A 17,979-nucleotide genomic window follows, 5' to 3' on the forward strand; every position below is an offset into this window, starting at 1 on the left:
GAAAAAGTAGCTGGCTATCGATTCAATAGCCGCCTTCTATGGTGCCCGACGTTGCAGCAAACCGTCCTCAACCCACTGTTTCAACCACGTGACAGCTTGTAGCGGCGCGCCCTCTTGATAAGTGACTGCCAATTCGGCGCACAGTTCTGAAAAACTCCAACCGCCGTCGGCCATCCCGGCCAGGGCATAAGCCTCGGCGGGCTCCAGGCTACGGAAGCGGCACACCTGCTGGTCACGCCAGATCAGGCACACCTGGGCCAACGACAACGGCTGGCTGCCGGGAAACGTCGCCTGTGCCTTGACCCCGCGCCAGATCTCCAGGCTGTTGAAGCGACACAACACTTGCTGTACCGCCGGCACCCACTCGACCTGCAACACCGGCCAATCTTCAGGCGCCAGTTGCGCCATGTCGTGCAGGCTCAGGGGTTGGCCGGGGGACGCATCAAACGCCAGGGTAAAGGCCCATTCCAGGCACGCCAGCTCTGCCAGCGGCGCGCTTTGTTCGGCGACCAGATGCTCGCCGATAAAGCCTGCAAACCGTTGCCCCAACCAGCGCAAGCTGAAATGCGCCGATGGATATCGCTGCACATAGGCCGCTACCAGCCCGGCAAACTCCTCATCCCCCAGCCAGTGCCACACAGCCGGGAAATCCCCCTGCATCACTTCCAGTAAACGGGCCCGATAGGCGTGGTGATAGATCGCCAGGCCCGTGTCGACATCCAGGGTCGGGCCACCGATCAAGGTGCTGGCAAAGCCGCTGGCGTCGGTGTCTGCCAATAGATGCCGTTCAAATGCCAGTTGCCAATCGATCAAGCGCATAGCGACCTCCGGGCCAGGGCGCCAGCCCCCAGCTCACGGGCCTTGCCCAGTTCGTCGAGCAACTCGGCAAACGGCGGGAAATGGTCATCGCGCTCCAACAACGTCGCCACCGGCCCCAGGTGTTCCAGGGTCTGTTGAAACAGCTGCCACACCGGATCGCATACCGGGTGGTCATGGGTATCGACCACGTAGTCGCCGTAGTCCATATGCCCGGCCAAATGCAGTTGGCGGATGCTGTGCGGCGGCAGGTTGCGGATAAAGGTCCAGGCATCGAAGCCATGATTGCGCGAGCTGACATACACGTTATTCACGTCCAACAGCAGCTCGCAACCACTGAGGTGGCTCAAGGCGCTGAGAAACTCCCACTCGGTAAACTCATCGGCCTTTGAGCGCACATAGCTGGAGACATTTTCCAGCACCAGCGGCCGCTGCAGCACCTCCTGCACCTGCCGCACGCGGGTAGCAACGTGGTAGAGGCTTTCTTCGGTGTAGGGCAGCGGCAACAAGTCATGCAACTGATGGGCGTTGCCCCGGCTCCAACACAGGTGATCGGACACCCACGCCGGCTTGACCCGGTCGGCCAATTGCTTGAGTTGCGTGAGGTAGTCCCTATCGAGGGCATGGGGCCCGCCGATGGACAGGGACACGCCATGCATCACCAGCGGATAGCGCTCGGCGATGGCGTCCAGGTAGTACAGGGCTTTGCCGCCCTGGACCAGATAATTCTCGGAGACGATTTCGAACCAGTCCACCGCCGGCGACTGCTCGATAATCTGCTGATAGTAAGTGCTGCGTAGTCCCAGGCCGTAGCCCAGGCAAGGAACCGATGCCGACATGACGAACTCCTGGAAAGTGTCCGCAGCGACGTGCACACCGCTGCGGGATCACGTATTCGCGGTTATTCGCCGACTTTGCCGCCAGCTGCATCACAAGCAGCCTTGGTCATGGCCTTGAAACCATGGCCCTTGCAGACAGCCTGGCCTTTACAGGCGTTTTCAGCGGTCTTGCAATCGTTCATGCCTTTGCAGGAGGTCACGCCATAGCAGTGCACATTCGCTTCATCGGCGGCTTGTGCCTGGGTCGCGACACCGGCAAACAGCGTGGCGGCAGCGATGGCCAGGGCAGCACCGGAAACAGCGTTCTTGAAGTTCATTGTGGTATTCCTCATGGGTCTGTAGGGGGTCGGCTAAACGGTTTGTTCAGTCCCGACACAGCACTAGAGTGAGGTGCCGGAGGGGCGTTACAGCGCTGTGAAAATTTTCCTGGTTTCCTGAATCCATGTAGGAGCCATCACTAGTGCGCACCGCGATTTATCGTCACACTCGCAGCAGCTTTTTCGCGGGATCACGGACAAGGAAGCGTCACTCTCATGATTTCGATCTATCAGCTCAAACCGCGCTTTCAGAACCTGCTGCGGCCCCTGGTGCAGCGCCTGTATGACAACGGCACCACCGCCAACCAGATCACCGTGCTGGCGGGCATCGTGTCGCTGCTGGTGGGCCTGCTGATCGCCGGTTTCGCCCAGCACGCCTGGGTGTTCGCATTGATCCCGCTGTGGATGATCCTGCGCATGGCCCTCAATGCCATCGACGGCATGCTCGCCCGGGAATTCGGCCAACAGTCACGCCTGGGCGCCTACCTCAATGAACTGTGCGATGTGATCGCCGACAGCGCGCTGATCCTGCCGTTTGCGCTGATCCCCGGGGTCGGCCTGGCGCCGGTGTTGCTGGTGACACTGCTGGCGGTGTTCAGCGAGTACGCCGGTGTGCTCGGGCCGATGGTCGGCGCATCGCGACGCTATGACGGGCCCATGGGCAAGAGTGATCGGGCGTTCGTCCTCGGCGTACTGGCCACTGGCGTGGCCCTGGGCTGGCTCGGTGCCGGCTGGGTCGACGGGGTGATGTGGCTGGTGGCGGCCTTGCTCGCCTACACCCTGGTCAACCGTGTACGCCAGGGCCTCAAAGAACAACCAGACATCCCTCCGACGGCATAAGGATCTTGCGATGCGCGAACAGCAACAGCACACCTTCAGCACCCACGACGGCGTAGCGCTTTTTTATCGGCATTGGCCCGCGACCAGCGCCGCCGGGCCCGAGCCACGCCAGGCGATCCTGCTGTTCCATCGAGGCCACGAGCATTCGGGGCGCATTGCGCACCTGGTGGATGAACTGGACCTGCCGCACTTCGATTTCTTCGCCTGGGACGCCCGTGGCCACGGCCAGTCCCCCGGCGAGCGTGGCGACAGCCCGAGCTTTGCCACCAGCGCGCGGGACGTGCAGACCTTCTGCGACCATATCGGCGCCACCTATGGCATCGAGGCAGAAAACCTCGCGGTCATCGCCCAGAGCGTCGGCGCGGTGATTGCCGCCACCTGGGTCCACGACTACGCGCCGAACATCCGCGGCCTGGTGCTCGCCTCCCCGGCGTTCAAGGTCAAGCTCTACGTGCCCTTCGCCCGCCCGGGCCTGGAGTTGATGCGGCGCTTTCGCGGCAACTTTTTCGTCAACAGCTACGTCAAGGCCAAGTTCCTCAGCCATGACCCAGAGCGCGTTGCGTCCTACGACACTGACCCACTGATCACCAAGGCGATCTCGGTGAATGTGCTGCTGGGCCTGTACGAAGCGGCCGACCGTGTGGTCGCCGATGCCCAGGCGATCCAGGTGCCGACCCAGCTGTTGATCTCCGGCTCGGACTTCGTGGTGCATCGCAAACCCCAGCAACAGTTCTTCGAGCGCCTTGGCAGCCTGAAAAAGGAACTGCACATCCTGCCCGGCTTTTTCCACGACACCCTCGGCGAACGGGACCGCGCCGTGGCACTGGCCAGCGCCAGGCGTTTTATCCTGCAAAACTTTGCCCACCCGCTGGACCGCGCCAGCCTGCTGGACGCCGACAAGATCGGCGCGACCTGCGCCGAATCCGAATCCCTCGCCGCGCCGCTGCCGCGCAACTCCCTGCGTGACCTGTACTGGCGCATGACCCGCGCCAGCATGGGCCTGGGCCGCAAGTTGTCCGAGGGGGTGAAGCTGGGCTTCGACACCGGTTTCGACTCGGGCAGCACCCTGGACTACGTGTACCGCAACACCCCCACCGGCAAAGGCGCGCTGGGGCGGATGATCGACACCAACTACCTGAACTCCATCGGCTGGCGCGGGATCCGCCAGCGCAAACTGCACGTTGAAGAGTTGCTGCGCCTGGCCATGGCCAAGCTGCGCGACGACGGGCGCGAGGTGCGCATCGTCGACATCGCCGCTGGGCACGGTCGGTACATTCTGGAAGCCTTGCAGGGCGTTTCTCCACTGCCCGAATCGATCCTGTTGCGCGACTACAGCGATATCAACGTGCGCGACGGTGGCGCGCTGATTCGCGAGAAAGGCCTGGGGGATATTGCGCAGTTCGTCAAAGGCGATGCCTTCGACCGGGCCGACCTCGCAGCGCTGGCGCCCACGCCGACGCTGGCGGTGGTGTCCGGGCTGTATGAGCTGTTTGCCGATAACGCCATGGTCGGCGGCTCCCTCGCCGGCCTGGCCGAAGCCGTGGAGCCCGGGGGCTACCTGGTGTACACCGGCCAACCGTGGCACCCGCAACTGGAACTGATCGCCCGTGCCCTGACCAGCCATCGCCAGGGCCAGGCCTGGGTGATGCGCCGTCGCAGCCAGGCAGAGATGGATCAACTGGTGGCAGCGGCAGGCTTTCGCAAGATCACCCATCGTGTGGATGAATGGGGCATCTTCAGCGTGTCGCTGGCGCAGAAGATCTGACCATGCGCGAACCGGGCCTCTTCAAACCAGCGTTGCTGTGGCTGCTGCTTCTGGCGCCGCTGTTTTTCAGCACCTACGGCTTTGCCACCTGGGTCACCAGCCAGCGCAGCGATGTCGGCACCCTGGTGTTCGGCTGGGAAACCCATATGCCGTTCTGGGCCTGGACCATCGTGCCCTACTGGTCGATCGACCTGCTCTACGGCTTCTCCCTGTTGCTGCCCAACAGTCACCATGAGCTCAAGCAACATGCCCTGCGCCTGCTCAGTGCCCAAGTGATTGCCGTGAGCTGCTTCCTGCTCTGGCCGTTGCGGTTCACCTTTGAGCGTCCTGAAATGGACGGCGTGTTCGGCTGGCTGTTCGCAGTGCTGGCGGGGTTCGACAAACCGTTCAACCAGGCGCCGTCGCTGCATATCGCTTTGCTGGTGATCCTGTGGGTCATGTACCAGCGGCATAGCCAAGGCCTGTGGCGCTGGCTGGTGCATGGCTGGTTCGCTTTGATTGGTGTTTCGGTGCTGACCACGTACCAACATCACTTTATCGACTTACCCACAGGCGCCCTGGCCGGCTGGCTGTGCGTGTGGCTCTGGCCGGTGGATCATCCAAGCCCGCTGTTGCATGCGCGCCTGGCCAAAGACCCGAAACGCTGGCGCCTGGGTTTACGTTACGCCACGGGCGCCATGGTGCTGGCGATAGCGGCCTTTACCGGGGGCGGCGCCTGGTTATGGCTGCTGTGGCCTGCCGTCGCGGTGTTGCTGGTGGCGCTCAATTACTGGCTGCTGGGCGCCGCAGGCTTTCAGAAACGCGCCGATGGCCGCCTCAGCCCTGCAGCACGCTGGCTGTATGCGCCTTACCTCGCGGCGGCGTGGCTCAACTCGCGGCTGTGGACGCGCAAGCATCCACAGCCTGACCGGGTTGTGGATAACGTGTGGTTGGGGCGAATTCCGACGCCAGCACAGCTGAGTTCATTCAATGCGGTGGTCGATCTGTGTGCCGAGTTGCCTGTTTATCCACAAGGCCGCGCTTACCATGCCCTGCCCGTCCTCGACCTGACTGCCCCCACACCGGCACAGTGCCTGGAGGCGGCCCAAGCCATTGAGCGCTTGCGCGAACACGGGCCGTTGCTGGTGTGCTGCGCCCTCGGCTACTCGCGCAGTGCCAGCGCCGTGGCGGCATGGCTGCTGCACAGCGGGCGGGCGAGCACGGTAGACGAGGCACTGGCTATTATTCGTACAGCACGGCCGGATGTGGTCCTGCACGCCAATCACCGTCAAGCCTTGGGAGCACTGCCTTATGCCCGCTGACATGCACCTTCAGGTAGTCGCCAGCCTACTGCGCCGCGGCCGTTCGCTGGATCAGTTATCCACAGGCCTGACCTTGCTCGGGGTGCTGTTTGGCCTGGCGCAATTGTTGATGGTCAGTATCACGCCGATCTGCCTGCTGCTCAGTCTGTGGATGATTATCCTCGGGCTGCTGCAAAAGTACTGGGCGCTGCGGGTGGCCTTCGACGCCGACCTGTTTGCGCTGATGGCCAAGGACATAGAACGTACCGCCGAACTGGACCAGACCCTGCAGGCCCTGAGCCTGCAACCTGCCAATCGCCCCAGCCGCCCCTGGACCGAACGTCGGCGTGGTGCCCTCAAATTGCTGCGCAAACAGGCCTACCTGCTGGGCGCGCAAGTGTTACTGACATTGGCCGTCATCCTGGCCAGCCCGTGGCTGCCCTTCGCCGGATAAGGAATCCTCATGTTCGAACCCGTGGTCGCGACCCTGATTACCTCCATGGCCCGCACAGTGACCGGTGCCCGCAGCCTGTGGCTGGGCTGCGCCCCGGAACCGGTGCAGCGCATCTACTTTGCCAACCACAGCAGCCACGGCGACTTCGTGCTGCTGTGGGCGTCGTTGCCGCAGAACCTGCGCAAAGCCACGCGCCCGGTGGCCGGCACCGACTACTGGAACAAGAGCGCCTTGCGCCGCTACATCATCAACCGGGTGTTCAACGGCGTGCTGATCGACCGCGAGCGCAAAGACCCTGTGGATAACCCCTTGCAACCGATGCTCGAGGCCCTGGAACAGGGCGATTCGCTGATCATTTTCCCTGAAGGCACACGCAACCTCGAAGATGGCCTGTTGCCCTTCAAGAGCGGCCTGTATCACCTGGCAAAAAGTTATCCACAGGCGCAATTGATCCCAGTGTGGATCGCCAACCTCAACCGTGTGATGCCCAAGGGCCGGGTGCTACCGCTGCCGCTGCTGTGCACCACCAGCTTCGGCGCACCGCTGCAATTGCAGGACGGTGAAGACAAGGCCCTGTTTCTCGCCCGCAGCCGCGACGCCCTGCTCGCCCTCGCCCCGGAGCATTCCTGACATGGATAGCCAAACCCTGATGTTGTTCGGCGGCATCGGCATGATCCTGGTGCTCGCCTCGCTGATCGGCCTAATCCTCAAGCTGCGCACCCGTGGCACAGCCAACGCGGTGATCGACAACCTCAACGCCCGCATCAATGCCTGGTGGGTGATGGTGGTGGTGATCGGCATCGCCTTCTGGCTCGGCACCGGCGCGGTGATCCTGCTGTTCTACGCCGTATCGTTCTACGCCCTGCGCGAATTCCTCACCCTCACGCCCACCCGCCGCAGCGACTACCCGGCACTGGTCGCCGCGTTCTACCTGGCGCTGCCCCTGCAATACCTGCTGATCTACTTTGACTGGTACGGCCTGTTCTCGATCTTTATCCCGGTCTACGTGTTCCTGCTGCTGCCCATCCTGGCGTCGCTGGGCGGCGACAGCACGCACTTCCTGGAGCGCGCATCGAAAGTGCAATGGGGGCTGATGATCGCGGTGTTCTGCGTGTCCTTCGTGCCTGCGCTGCTGACCCTCGATATCGTCGGCTACGAGGGCCGCAACCTGCTGCTGATCGCCTACCTGGTGATCGTGGTGCAGCTCTCGGATGTATTGCAGTACGTGTGCGGCAAACTGTTCGGCAAACACAAGATCGCGCCCAACCTGTCACCGTCGAAAACCGTCGAAGGCTTTGTCGGCGGGATCCTGCTGTCCTCCCTGATCGGCGCAGCGCTGTGGTGGACCACCCCGTTCAACCCCTGGCAGTCCTTCCTGATTGCACTGCTGATCAACCTGCTGGGCTTTGCCGGCGGGATTGTGATGTCGGCGATCAAGCGCGACCGAGGCGTGAAGGATTGGGGACATATGATCGAAGGTCACGGCGGGATGCTGGATCGGTTGGATTCAGTGTGTTTTGCGGCGCCGATTTTCTTTCATCTGGTGCGGTATTGGTGGACCTGAAGCACCCCACAGGACTGAAACGACAAGACCCGATGTCCGCCAGGGACATCGGGTCTTGTGGGTTGCGAGCACCTTACATCAGTGCTGTCGCTGGTAGAGCCCCAGGTTATCGACCTTGAAACTGCTGCAAGCGCCGGCATTGTCCAGATCAATCCGGATGCCCTTCACATGCTGCAACGTCAACCAGCGCGGTGACGCATCCAGTGGCACGATCAACGTCCCGTCCTCTGCATTGAAACGAACGCTGGAGGCCTCGAACGGCCCCTGCTGCCCATCCCCCCACCAGAACACCTGCATACGCGGCTCGGCGGTGCGGCCGGAGCAGCGGAACTCGAACTTGAGCAGGCCAGCGTCGTGACCAGACAGATTCAGCGCCGCAAGATCGAAACTCATCGACGGATCACCGCCATCCACTCGGTAGCTGCTTTCTTGTGCCACCAATTGATTGAGGCTCGGCTTTACGTCATCCAGACTGTTGATCAGTGCCATCTTGTTGTTCAGGGAGACTTGGGAACGGCCCCAGGCAACCGGGATTTTCTTCAGGTCCGGTGATGCAAAAGCGCGCTGCAGCAAGGCTGCCTGGTACTCGGCTATCGCTTCGGGGCGAGGTTCGATCAAGCGTGGGTGGCTGATCGGGTCAGCGTCGGAAACCTGCAACGCCGGGCCCTCCAGCCATATGCTTTGACCCGCGGCACGTATCTCGCGAATCCGGCGAATCTCGCTCTGGTTGACCTGAATCTGATCACCCACCTTCAACGCCGCCAACATACCCGGATCGGACACATAGAGCGCTGCGACAGTGCGATTGATGCCGTGGCTCCAGTTCGCATCGGTGAAGTCCATCAGGGGTATTTCGATACTGGTGACTGGCGCCGAGGCGCTGCCCTTTTTACGCCCGAGAATGAAGCCATCCACATAGACCGGGTCGTAGTGATCGACAACGAACCGATACAGGTACGGATTACGCAGCGCCAGGCCGCCGCCGTCGTGGATGATGTTCATCCCTTCCAGCAAGGCGATGGTCGGCAGGTCTTGTTTGAGGGTCTCGATAGCCCGCAACTGCTGGGCTGGCGACACCATGTTGTACGCCGCAGTGACCGGCAGCAGGGGCCGATAACCCAGGTAGAAGTACTGGGCGTTGCGGGAAGTCAGGTCCAGATAGGTTTCGCCAGCCGGAACATTGTCCGCCAATACTCGCGACAAACGGGTCAGCCTGTCCCAGTGAAAAGGCTGTACAAAGGAGCGGCCGATATTCGGCAGGCCTGCAGCGGCGCCATCACTGATTCCCAACCCTTGAGTGCTGATAACAGCCGTAGTGGATTTGACCAGGTTATTGATCGATACCGGCGAGAACCCCAGGGATGCGCTCATGCTCGCAGCCAGGACAACCATAACCACTTTATTGCGCGCACTGAGCATGCCCCAACACGCGACAGGCAACAGGATCGCCCAGCCGAAACTCGCCGCCAACCCCGGACGAGACATACCGCCTGGGTCGACGCGTCCCATCGAATAAGGGATCAACAACAGCGCAAAGAGGAACACCACCAGCAATGGCAGCAAGGTGTCGAGACGACGCTCGGGTGTCTGGAACCAGCGATGTACCAACATCAGGCACGCCAGAGGAATAGCGATCCAGGACATGCGCAAGGCTTCAAACACAAAGCCTTTGCGCGCGGCCTCCCAGCTCAACGCCCATGGCACGCCGTAGGCAACCTGGTTGATAGGGCCATTTTCCAGGACATAACGGATAGCCCCCAACAGCATGATCCCCGCGGGCGTAACCACCGCCAACACCAGTAGCACTACACCTGTAATCAGAATGCCCTTCAGCTTGCGGGGGCGTGGAGCTTTCCAGAGGTGCCAGGCGTAATAAGCAGCCATCACCCCAGACGCCGCCGCAAGCAGCAGCCCTTGTGGCGGGATTCCGAGGACTACCAGCGGCGCCGTGATCATCCAGACCAGCAGCCAGCGCTCGGGACGCTGGCGCAACGACGGGCTCAACCACAGGCAGAGAAACGGGATCAGAAACAGCCAGATAATATTGGCCGTCAGGAAGAAGATGGCGGCAAACGCCAACCCGATACTGCGCGAAAAATAGTAGAGCGACAGGAAGGCGGCAAAAGACAACAGCGCGATGCTGAGGTTACCGACATGAATAATGCTGCCGGCAGAACCGTCATAAAACACAAATGATAAGAACTGGGTCAGGTCATCGCCGATGATGCCGTGGGCAGGAACGTAATCAATATAGGGAATAGCCCCCTGCATATAGGACCACCAGCCCAACAAGCTTTCACCGAAGTGATAATCGTCGGCGCTGATGTTGGGGAAAATGGTCGTGCCCATTTTCAAGCCCACCAGCAAGCCGAAAAACGCGATAGGCGAAAGCAGCGTGGCAATGTCACTGGTTGATGTATACCGACGCAAACGCCGCAGTACATCCACCACGCCCCAAACCAGCATTCCGATAACCAGTATCTTCAACCAGACCGTGGTCTCGTATTTGGAAATACTGCCATCTGGCTCTTGTATGCGAGCGGGATACAGCGTCAGGTAAAAGGTCGACAGACCCAATTGACCAGCCATCAACAGCCATGGGGCAATTCGCGCAAAACCCTTGGGGCTCCACACAATGTATGCCATACCCAGGATCCATCCGACGATGGCTATCCCATAGGTGGGCTTGGCGTATCTGGACAACTCAACCCCATCGCTCCAGGCAGCTGGCGCGCGGCCCAGCGCCAACACCACCTCCAGCTGTACCAGCGCCAGCAACAGGATACCGAGCGCCCCCAGGCCGAATATCCGAGGGTCCACATTGATTTTTTTGACCGCGCCAACCATGGCTGCCAAAGCGATAAACGAGACACCAAACACCGAGCAGTAGAGGACTTTCGGCTCGAAATCCGTGCCAAGCACCATGCATGCAATAGCGGTAATCGCAGGGAGCGACCACCACAACCATTGGTTGGATAAAACCAGTGCGCTGTCGCTACCGAATTGTTTCTTCTGGCGCCCCATCAAGGAGGTAAAAAACAGCAACGCACAGAAAAGAACGGCGATGAATACTGGAGCAACCACCTGGTCCTGAAACTTGGTATCTGCGGTCCAACTGATGTAGCCCACGATGAAGTCGGCATACTTGGGTGCGGTCGAGATACCCAGACATAACAACAGTGCAAACGCCGTGATAACCACACACGCAAGCACCGAAGAAACCCTTTCATTCATTTCCAGATGCTTGAACATTTCACTACCAGATCTTTAGTTGTACTTGCCAAAACAGGCTCGGAACAATACCGCCAGCACCGAAAGATTGCCTTTTACGCTACTGATCTTGGTAGGCACTTCACCTTGGGGGTAGCGGCGCACGGTCGCCAGTTCTACGCAGCGATAGCCCAGTTTCGGCGCGCGATACGACAGGTAGGCAAGCAGCTCGTAGGTATCGAACACATCACGGAAGATCGCCATCTTCGGATCAATCAGCATCTTGCGGCTGTAGGCACGAAAGCCCTGGGTGGTATCTGTCCACTTGAAGCCGGAAAATAGGCTCAGCATCGGCGCATGGATAAAACGGATAGCAAAATCGCGGGACTTGGGGGTGTTCTCGGCAACACCGCCCTGGACAAAACGCGAAGCCTGGACAAAATCCACACCCTGCTGCAGCGCTTCGATAAAGCGCGGGATGGCCTCTGGGTCATCCTTGTCGTTGCCATCGATGGTCACGATACCTTCGTAGCCCTGGTCCAGGGCGAAGGCGTAGGCGCAGCGCAACTGCGCGCTCAACTTGCCCGGGGCAGTCTTGACCAGCAGGCCGCGCACACCCACCTGTTGCAGTGATTGCAACTCAAGCGAGCCATCAGAACTGCCACCATCGACGATGATGATGTCGGCCATGTCTGCGATGTTGAACGCCGCCATACGGGCGAGCAGGTTCTTGATCCGGTCGCCTTCGTTGATGACCGGAATGACCACGCACCAGGGGTGCTGGCGACCTAGCCAGAGTGGCGTGTCATAGGACGGTACCTGCCAGCCGGCACGTACATCGGGAGCAATATCAGAAGAAGTCATTTTAATTTCCATCAAACGACGCGAGCTGTGATCAGCCCTACGCCAGCAATAACCAGGGCGATGCCGACTCCCGTGGTCCAGTGGAAGGACTCACGGAAAAACAGCAGGGAAAACAGGGCGACCGTCGCGATAGCCCCGGCCGTCAGGACCGGGTGTGCCACGTTCAGCGGCAAACGGGCCAATGCTGCGGCATAAAGCAGGAACGCAGCACCATACAGGACCAGCCCGACCCAGAACGGCCAGTTGCTGAGTGCCGCCATCGGGTCGCTCAAGGAAGGGAATTTGCGCGGGGGCATCATCGCCATCTTCACCAGGACGCTGGCGGAGGCGTTCGACAAGATACCGAGGATCAAGATGATCCATTTGATGCTCATGCCGTCACCTCGTCGCAGGCGCGGTAATGCTGGCGGGCAACCTGCAGCGCACGCTCGATCGATTGCGCATGGGCTTCGGTCTTGGTCGCCACCATCTCAATGGTGACCACATGCCCGGGCAAGTAGCGGGCTACGGCACGTGCCATTTTTTCATGGTCAGTACCGCCGTCACCCAGCGGGAGCAGGTCTGGTTCACTGGCGTGGATATGCCCGATCAACTCGGCACAATCCTCAAGCACGGTGAATGGGTCTTCACCGTTGATCGCAAGCGCCCCGGTATCCAGTTGCATGCGGATCGCCGGGTGGTCGATTGCCCGCACCACCACTGCGGTTTGTGCACTGTTGGTCATGAAGTTCGCCCCGTAGCAGGTGGGGTTGGGCTCCAGGCAGATCGTCACACCGCTCGCCTGGGCGATATCGCCCAATTGCCGGAAGAACGCCACAGCGCCATCCTGCGCCTGCTGGTCGGTCAAACCACTGCGATCACGGTTCTTTGGCGAGCCAAATACAATCCGTGTCGCACCCAGGCCTGCGCCAATGCGGCACACGCCCGCCAGGTGTTGCAGCAAGGCCGCCTGGCTTTGTACGGAGCCGAAGACATTCAGGCCCGTCGTGCCAAACAACAGTGCCTGCATGCCGGTCAATGCAATACCACGTTGCGCCCACCAGTCCTTGACCCGCGCAATCTCTGCGTCCGTGGCCTTGGCAGGCTCGGGGAAGTATTTGCCCGGTGCAATATCAATCGCATCCACGGCAAAGCGCGCAAGCAGTTCAGCGATGACTTCGTCCTCGGTGGTTTCCCACGCGATATTGGAAATCGCCAGCCTCATGCCTGTGCTCCCGATGCGGCCTTGAGCGGCTCCGACTGCGCATAGGCCCGTACGGCCTGCACGGTTTCGCGAGCGCTGTACTGATAGCGCCCAGTGCCGCCAAACAGCTGCGCATGCTTGGTCTGCATGTCATAGGTAGCAGCCGCATTGGCCAGGGTATTGGTGAAAGGCTTGCCGAAGCCCTTCTGCGAAATGTCGGCGACACTCACTGCCTGGGCAGTCAGGTGGACCAGCTTGAGCCCCGCCTCGAGTGCGGTCTGGATGTCGTACCACAAGTTGATCATCGGGTAGAACTGGAACACGCCCCGGCTATCGATCGCCTGCAGGTTATTGTCGTTGAGGAAGTCAAAAATCACGTTTTTACGCAATCCAGGCCCGACGAGCCCCGGCAGGCGAACGATCAAGTGATTCGGAAAATGACTTTCAACGAAGGTTTCCAACAGCCGACGGTGCAGGCCATAGGCATGCAGGCCGGACTCATCGACCGGCGTGTCTTCATCAACGCCGATAGGGCTTTTGAACACATCCACTGTGCTGATCAGCACGAAAGTCTTGCACTGGATGGTTTTCAGATGGGCGATCAGTGCTTCGATCTTCTGGCGGTCCGCCTCAGGCTCGCGGTTGGCAATCCATTTTTGCGCCGGGGCGCCGGCACAGACCACGAGGTCGAAGGATTTGCCTTCTATCTCACCGATGTTGGTGGACCGGTACAAGTCCTCGAAGCAAGCCTGCTTAAGAAGCGTGCCCCCGACAAACCCGGAGAAACCAATAAGCGAATTCATCTTTTTCCGCTCCAAACCTGAAGTTTTATTGACCTTGATGGGAAAAACTCTCGGTATCCAGTTTTTCAAGCACATCGTAAATGTTGTCTATCTTGCCACCCAGCACGGAAAAGCAACCTGGCAACTCGGCGTGCTTTTCGAAAAGAATCGGGCGTCCATCATCCCCTTCGTTCTTCACCAGGATGGTCTTGACCTCGAACAGCGAATCCTTGTGTTGGGCCTTGAGCACTTCGGGGATATACCGCCCGACGTCCCTGACCATGCGATCGACCCGTGTATCGCGCTCATAAAGCCGTAGCTTTTCGTAGGGGTCGAGGCCTTTTTCATCGTTCCAGTGCAAGTGCGGCGTATAGCGTACATGGGACAAGGTATGCAGCCCACGGGCCGGGAATGGCATCAGTGAAAAGAACGGGCCGTCCATCACCGTGACGCCCAAACCCTCGAGGGATTCGGGCATCTGCATCAAGGCCATTTCCGTGATCTCTTGCTTGAGGCCGGTACTGACCCCCGCGAAATCACCCGCAAACTGATTGAGGCCACTGTACGTACAGTTGAAGACGTAGCGACAAGTCGTCAGCGCTTCCTCGCCCTGGGAGGTTTGGGTGACCACCTGCAAAGGCGCCTCGGCGCCCCTGGAAATTGAAGTGACCCGTGTCTGGTAACGGATCTGCACAGCGCTTTCTGCCAGCTCGCGAGCCGCCCAGGCTGCCAGGCGAGTGGTGTCGAACGCATATTCTTCGACGAGGAATACTTCTTCGATCAAACGTGGTTCGAACAAGTCGCGCAGCGCTGGATCGGCGGGTTTGAGGTCCGCACCGATGTCCCGGCAAAAACGCTCGAACTGCTTGGCCGTGACCTTGGAGTTGCGCCGGGCAATGGCGTACAGCTTGGTAAAGTCCTGCTTGACCACCTGCGGCCAGTCCTGCACAAACTTGGGCAGGTTGACCCGGCTGCGATAGGCCGTGGTGAAGCTGCGCGGATAGTGATAGCCGTTATGCACACGTGCCTGGTTGTTGTAACTGGCGCGCATCATCAGTGCCGGCTCGCGCTCTACCAACAGGATCCGTTTCAAGCCCCGTTGCTTGGCCAGGTAGACCGCAATGGCTGCTCCGTAAAACCCCCCACCGATGATGACGGCATCCTGCTCAGGCTGGCTGGCTTGGGCGCTCGACATCAGGAAACTCGTTCGCTGGGCTGAGCCTTGGGCGCGACCGAAGCTGGTGCTACCTCTTCAATGTTCAGCTTCTCGCGCCGGGTCATGCGCGCGCTGGTGAACTCCTGGCCTACATGGTAAAGCGGCCCTTCATTCGACAGGCTGGCCATGTTGAGGATGTATTCACCCAGCACCAGCAGCACCAGTGAGATCAGGAAAAACATGCCCGACTGCTGGAGCGAGAAACTGATCCAGCCAGGCGCTACATCAGCCTTGAAGATACCCACAGAAATCACATAGGCGCAGTACACCAGGTTGGCAACCGCGCCAAACAGCGAAAGGTAGGTCACCAGGCGCATAGGCGCGCGCGTGGTGGAAACCAGCAAGCGCACGCCACGATCAATACTGTCGCCCAGCCGCTTGGGGCTGGAGGCCTGGGGCACGGCGCTGTACTTGAGGTAGGCCCGGGCAAAACCACCGGTGGCCGGCAGATGCCGATACGTCATCGAAGGCTGGGGGTGTTGCAGGATGAAATTGATCACGCGCTTGCTGAGAATGCGGTACTGAGGCGCTTCCTTGGCAAGATGAACCCCGTTGAAGCGGTTGTACATGCTGTGGAACACCGCGTTGGCCCAACGATAGGCCAGGCTCTGGGTGCTCTTTTGTTCGTTGTGGGCAAAGACCACATCGGCACCGCTGACGGCTTGATCAAGCATCTGGGGGACGAAGTTGATGTCGTCCACCAGCGGATCGATGACCGCGACATAGTCACCCAAGGCGTTTTCCAGGCCGACCCAGGACGCTGTGTCGGTGTCCACTTCCTTGGTCAGCGCATAGACCTGCAAGTTGGCCAGGCCCTTCTCACTTGTCAGGCCCTTCAAGACCATGACACTGTCATCATCGGACGCGTTATCAACAACGATCAGCTCATAGTCGCTGACTGTTTTCGCAATGACTTCGGCAGCTTCGGACAGTATTTTTTCTATTTTATCGCCCTGATTACGAACGACAAAAACGACAGATAAAAAACAGGGAAAATAAGCCATCACCAACTCTCGCAAAAATTAATTAAAAGACTGGATGAGTCGTTTATCCGAGATCGCCATAGATAGCCGGAATACCTCACACCACTGACCGAGAGTTTCAGAGCCGCAGGATCATCACTGCCGGGAAGGGGTAGCCATTGCCAAACGTTCAAATCGCTCTTCCTTGAAGCAGTTGGCTCAAAGCACGCCCGAAACAGCGGCCAAGCCAGGAAAACCTGGGGCGCGGCAAAATAGACAATCGCTATCGAACCTGGTGCCAGCCCAAAGTTGCGCAGGATCATAACACAAAAAAAGGCGCCTCAACGACGCCGAACTGGCGTTATGCCAGCCTTGAAACCGGGATAATGAACATCTTGAGCCGTCCACTAAACCATCGTTTCAAAACAGTTAATTAATTAAAAAGTTTATTCATTTCTATTGTTCAAGTCGGTCGGCGGTATTCCGTCAGGATAGCTGTAAGTAGTTAATCTCAGATCAAGCACCAGGACTTATCGGGATGACCAGCGCAAATAAAACATCCCGCAAAGATATGGCACTCTCAGGGTATGGGGAAGATCAACTCACCGAGACTTCTGGAAGACTTGATGGAGCCGCTTACGGCGAGCCTCAGGGTAGGACCAAGGGACAGGGTTCGGCAAAAGATGATTTGCTCGACCTCTCCAGGCTGTTCGGCATTGCTCGCGTTATGTCTTAACATGGTCGGTTGCCCAAAGAGCCGTCATGGCCAAAGCCATGACGGGCTTCCATCCTTTACAAGTAAGTGTGATGAAGATGAACAAGCCTTTCATTTCGCTGTGCCCTGAAATTACTCGGGCCCACGCGCTGACGCTGATGGATTGGTTGGAGGATGAGCGCGTCACCTGCTATCTGAGCGATTCGCGTCATGTCTCCCGCTCCATCGAGCAAGCCATCGATCGGACTCAATCGCCGATCCTGACCCATCTATTCAACCGGGGCGGGCGATTCTTCATGGCCTATGACCGGCATGACGCCCCGGTGGGCTTTGTGCGTCTGATCAAGACCGGCTCAGATTGCGAGATAGTCCTGGTCATCGGAGACAGCGACAAGTGGGGGCAAAACCTTGGTGCCCGCACGATCCGCGAAGGCATGAAACTGGCCTTCCTCGACATGCGGGCCAAGAAGCTCATCGCCAAGATCCACCCGGACAACGCGCGCTCGCTGAAAGCCTTTCTGCGCAGCGGCTTTGTGCTTGAGAGCGAAGCGCCGGCATTGAAGTCATTTTCCATGACGGCGGGGCGCTATCTCCAGCTCTTGCGCGAAGGTGCCGCTGGCGACTCCACCAGGATCTACATTACTGAAATCGACAAGGCCAGGCTCGAGAGCCTGATCGCGCTCGAGCAAGGCCCGACCGTTGTTGAACTCGAACATGAGCTTGAGCGAGCCATTGTCGTCAAACCGCAGCAGGTGGCGTGCAATGTCGTCACGATGAACTCCAGGGCCTTGCTGCAACTGGACGAAGAAGAGATCGAAGTGGCCCTGGTTTACCCTGAAGACGCGGACAGCACCGCAGGGAAGCATTCCGTGTATTCCGACATCGGCGCCGCCATCCTGGGCTATCAGGAGGGGGACGCCATCGACTGGCGAATTTCTGATCGGACCCGCCGCATTGAGATCAGGAAAGTGCTTTACCAGCCGGAGGCGGCGGGCGATTTCCACCTGTAATTGCGCCTTTTGCTAAGAGGGATAAGGAGAGAAGGACGTCGTTTGGAGCCCCGAGGGGCCCCAAACGGGACCGTTTTTAATCCTGAAGACCGTGCCCTTGGTCTGGACGTCGATCAACGACGATGGTTGGAAGCAAGCCTTCAGCCGGGCGCTCAAGGATGC

The 17,979-nt window shown here is 59.5% G+C and carries 17 protein-coding genes; 7 read left to right on the top strand and 10 right to left on the bottom strand.

Translation table 11 applies throughout. The features are described from left to right. Positions 1 to 36: 36 nt before the first annotated feature. The 3 genes from HBO05_RS20000 to HBO05_RS20010 all read right to left on the bottom strand — a co-directional run bounded on the left by HBO05_RS20000 (position 37) and on the right by HBO05_RS20010 (position 1,972). Positions 37 to 819 (bottom strand): DNA-binding domain-containing protein, encoded by a 783-nt coding sequence (locus HBO05_RS20000; RefSeq protein ID WP_169954043.1) that lies wholly within the window; start codon positions 817 to 819, stop codon positions 37 to 39. Then, entirely contained in the window at positions 810 to 1,655 is an 846-nt protein-coding gene (locus HBO05_RS20005) for a DUF692 domain-containing protein (protein WP_172313820.1), read from the bottom strand. Before HBO05_RS20005 ends, HBO05_RS20000 begins: the two co-directional genes overlap by 10 nt. A 62-nt stretch (positions 1,656 to 1,717) precedes the next feature. After that, the gene (locus HBO05_RS20010; protein ID WP_169954045.1) at positions 1,718 to 1,972 is read right to left on the bottom strand and encodes a hypothetical protein; all 255 of its coding nucleotides are present in this window, start codon (positions 1,970 to 1,972) and stop codon (positions 1,718 to 1,720) included. 216 nt (positions 1,973 to 2,188) lie between these two features. Here HBO05_RS20010 and HBO05_RS20015 point away from each other — a divergent pair, with 216 nt between their 5' ends. From HBO05_RS20015 to HBO05_RS20040, 6 genes are read left to right on the top strand one after another with little or no spacing between them, the layout of a single operon-like run. Next, positions 2,189 to 2,812, top strand: coding sequence for a CDP-alcohol phosphatidyltransferase family protein (locus HBO05_RS20015; protein WP_172313822.1), 624 nt, complete (start codon positions 2,189 to 2,191; stop codon positions 2,810 to 2,812). Positions 2,813 to 2,822: 10 nt separating this feature from the next. Next, complete coding sequence (locus HBO05_RS20020; protein ID WP_172313824.1) at positions 2,823 to 4,577, top strand: bifunctional alpha/beta hydrolase/class I SAM-dependent methyltransferase; 1,755 nt, start codon at positions 2,823 to 2,825, stop codon at positions 4,575 to 4,577. Between the two features lie 2 nt (positions 4,578 to 4,579). After that, entirely contained in the window at positions 4,580 to 5,878 is a 1,299-nt protein-coding gene (locus HBO05_RS20025) for a phosphatase PAP2/dual specificity phosphatase family protein (RefSeq protein WP_172313826.1), read from the top strand. Beyond that, on the top strand, positions 5,868 to 6,311 hold the full coding sequence (locus tag HBO05_RS20030) for a hypothetical protein (protein WP_169954049.1): 444 nt from the start codon (positions 5,868 to 5,870) through the stop codon (positions 6,309 to 6,311). The genes HBO05_RS20025 and HBO05_RS20030 overlap by 11 nt, the downstream gene beginning before the upstream one ends. A gap of 9 nt (positions 6,312 to 6,320) precedes the next feature. Continuing rightward, positions 6,321 to 6,941: a lysophospholipid acyltransferase family protein gene (locus tag HBO05_RS20035; RefSeq protein ID WP_169954050.1), complete on the top strand. Its 621-nt coding sequence runs from the start codon at positions 6,321 to 6,323 to the stop codon at positions 6,939 to 6,941. A gap of 1 nt (position 6,942) precedes the next feature. Continuing rightward, entirely contained in the window at positions 6,943 to 7,875 is a 933-nt protein-coding gene (locus HBO05_RS20040; RefSeq protein WP_170042018.1) for a phosphatidate cytidylyltransferase, read from the top strand. Positions 7,876 to 7,953: 78 nt separating this feature from the next. Here the strand turns inward: HBO05_RS20040 and HBO05_RS20045 are convergent, their stop codons facing one another. From HBO05_RS20045 to HBO05_RS20075, 7 genes are read right to left on the bottom strand one after another with little or no spacing between them, the layout of a single operon-like run. Continuing rightward, on the bottom strand, positions 7,954 to 11,127 hold the full coding sequence (locus HBO05_RS20045; RefSeq protein WP_172313828.1) for a hypothetical protein: 3,174 nt from the start codon (positions 11,125 to 11,127) through the stop codon (positions 7,954 to 7,956). Between the two features lie 15 nt (positions 11,128 to 11,142). Beyond that, positions 11,143 to 11,949: a glycosyltransferase family 2 protein gene (locus HBO05_RS20050; RefSeq protein WP_169954053.1), complete on the bottom strand. Its 807-nt coding sequence runs from the start codon at positions 11,947 to 11,949 to the stop codon at positions 11,143 to 11,145. Between the two features lie 11 nt (positions 11,950 to 11,960). Continuing rightward, positions 11,961 to 12,317 (bottom strand): SMR family transporter, encoded by a 357-nt coding sequence (locus HBO05_RS20055; protein WP_057440644.1) that lies wholly within the window; start codon positions 12,315 to 12,317, stop codon positions 11,961 to 11,963. Positions 12,318 to 12,319: 2 nt separating this feature from the next. After that, positions 12,320 to 13,153: a TIM barrel protein gene (locus HBO05_RS20060; protein WP_172313831.1), complete on the bottom strand. Its 834-nt coding sequence runs from the start codon at positions 13,151 to 13,153 to the stop codon at positions 12,320 to 12,322. Further along, positions 13,150 to 14,004: a pyridine nucleotide transhydrogenase gene (locus HBO05_RS20065; protein WP_346343162.1), complete on the bottom strand. Its 855-nt coding sequence runs from the start codon at positions 14,002 to 14,004 to the stop codon at positions 13,150 to 13,152. The genes HBO05_RS20060 and HBO05_RS20065 overlap by 4 nt, the downstream gene beginning before the upstream one ends. Beyond that, positions 13,961 to 15,109 (bottom strand): FAD-dependent oxidoreductase, encoded by a 1,149-nt coding sequence (locus HBO05_RS20070; RefSeq protein WP_169954056.1) that lies wholly within the window; start codon positions 15,107 to 15,109, stop codon positions 13,961 to 13,963. Before HBO05_RS20070 ends, HBO05_RS20065 begins: the two co-directional genes overlap by 44 nt. Further along, the gene (locus tag HBO05_RS20075; protein WP_169954057.1) at positions 15,109 to 16,134 is read right to left on the bottom strand and encodes a glycosyltransferase; all 1,026 of its coding nucleotides are present in this window, start codon (positions 16,132 to 16,134) and stop codon (positions 15,109 to 15,111) included. Before HBO05_RS20075 ends, HBO05_RS20070 begins: the two co-directional genes overlap by 1 nt. A gap of 720 nt (positions 16,135 to 16,854) precedes the next feature. Between HBO05_RS20075 and HBO05_RS20080 the strand changes: the two genes are divergently transcribed. Then, complete coding sequence (locus HBO05_RS20080; RefSeq protein ID WP_169954058.1) at positions 16,855 to 17,817, top strand: bifunctional GNAT family N-acetyltransferase/nucleoside diphosphate kinase regulator; 963 nt, start codon at positions 16,855 to 16,857, stop codon at positions 17,815 to 17,817. The last annotated feature ends 162 nt before the right edge of the window (positions 17,818 to 17,979 follow it).

This window comes from Pseudomonas sp. WS 5079 (genome assembly GCF_012985465.1).
In the GTDB taxonomy this organism is placed as follows: Bacteria; Pseudomonadota; Gammaproteobacteria; order Pseudomonadales; family Pseudomonadaceae; genus Aquipseudomonas.

Excerpts from the sequence above, each read along its gene's own strand:
- HBO05_RS20000 (WP_169954043.1), bottom strand. The coding sequence starts at position 819 with ATGCGCTTGATCGATTGGCAACTGGCATTTGAACGGCATCTATTGGCA.
- HBO05_RS20005 (WP_172313820.1), bottom strand. The coding sequence starts at position 1,655 with ATGTCGGCATCGGTTCCTTGCCTGGGCTACGGCCTGGGACTACGCAGC.
- HBO05_RS20010 (WP_169954045.1), bottom strand. The coding sequence starts at position 1,972 with ATGAACTTCAAGAACGCTGTTTCCGGTGCTGCCCTGGCCATCGCTGCC.
- HBO05_RS20015 (WP_172313822.1), top strand. The coding sequence starts at position 2,189 with ATGATTTCGATCTATCAGCTCAAACCGCGCTTTCAGAACCTGCTGCGG.
- HBO05_RS20020 (WP_172313824.1), top strand. The coding sequence starts at position 2,823 with ATGCGCGAACAGCAACAGCACACCTTCAGCACCCACGACGGCGTAGCG.
- HBO05_RS20025 (WP_172313826.1), top strand. The coding sequence starts at position 4,580 with ATGCGCGAACCGGGCCTCTTCAAACCAGCGTTGCTGTGGCTGCTGCTT.
- HBO05_RS20030 (WP_169954049.1), top strand. The coding sequence starts at position 5,868 with ATGCCCGCTGACATGCACCTTCAGGTAGTCGCCAGCCTACTGCGCCGC.
- HBO05_RS20035 (WP_169954050.1), top strand. The coding sequence starts at position 6,321 with ATGTTCGAACCCGTGGTCGCGACCCTGATTACCTCCATGGCCCGCACA.
- HBO05_RS20040 (WP_170042018.1), top strand. The coding sequence starts at position 6,943 with ATGGATAGCCAAACCCTGATGTTGTTCGGCGGCATCGGCATGATCCTG.
- HBO05_RS20045 (WP_172313828.1), bottom strand. The coding sequence starts at position 11,127 with ATGTTCAAGCATCTGGAAATGAATGAAAGGGTTTCTTCGGTGCTTGCG.
- HBO05_RS20050 (WP_169954053.1), bottom strand. The coding sequence starts at position 11,949 with ATGACTTCTTCTGATATTGCTCCCGATGTACGTGCCGGCTGGCAGGTA.
- HBO05_RS20060 (WP_172313831.1), bottom strand. The coding sequence starts at position 13,153 with ATGAGGCTGGCGATTTCCAATATCGCGTGGGAAACCACCGAGGACGAA.
- HBO05_RS20070 (WP_169954056.1), bottom strand. The coding sequence starts at position 15,109 with ATGTCGAGCGCCCAAGCCAGCCAGCCTGAGCAGGATGCCGTCATCATC.
- HBO05_RS20075 (WP_169954057.1), bottom strand. The coding sequence starts at position 16,134 with ATGGCTTATTTTCCCTGTTTTTTATCTGTCGTTTTTGTCGTTCGTAAT.
- HBO05_RS20080 (WP_169954058.1), top strand. The coding sequence starts at position 16,855 with ATGGCCAAAGCCATGACGGGCTTCCATCCTTTACAAGTAAGTGTGATG.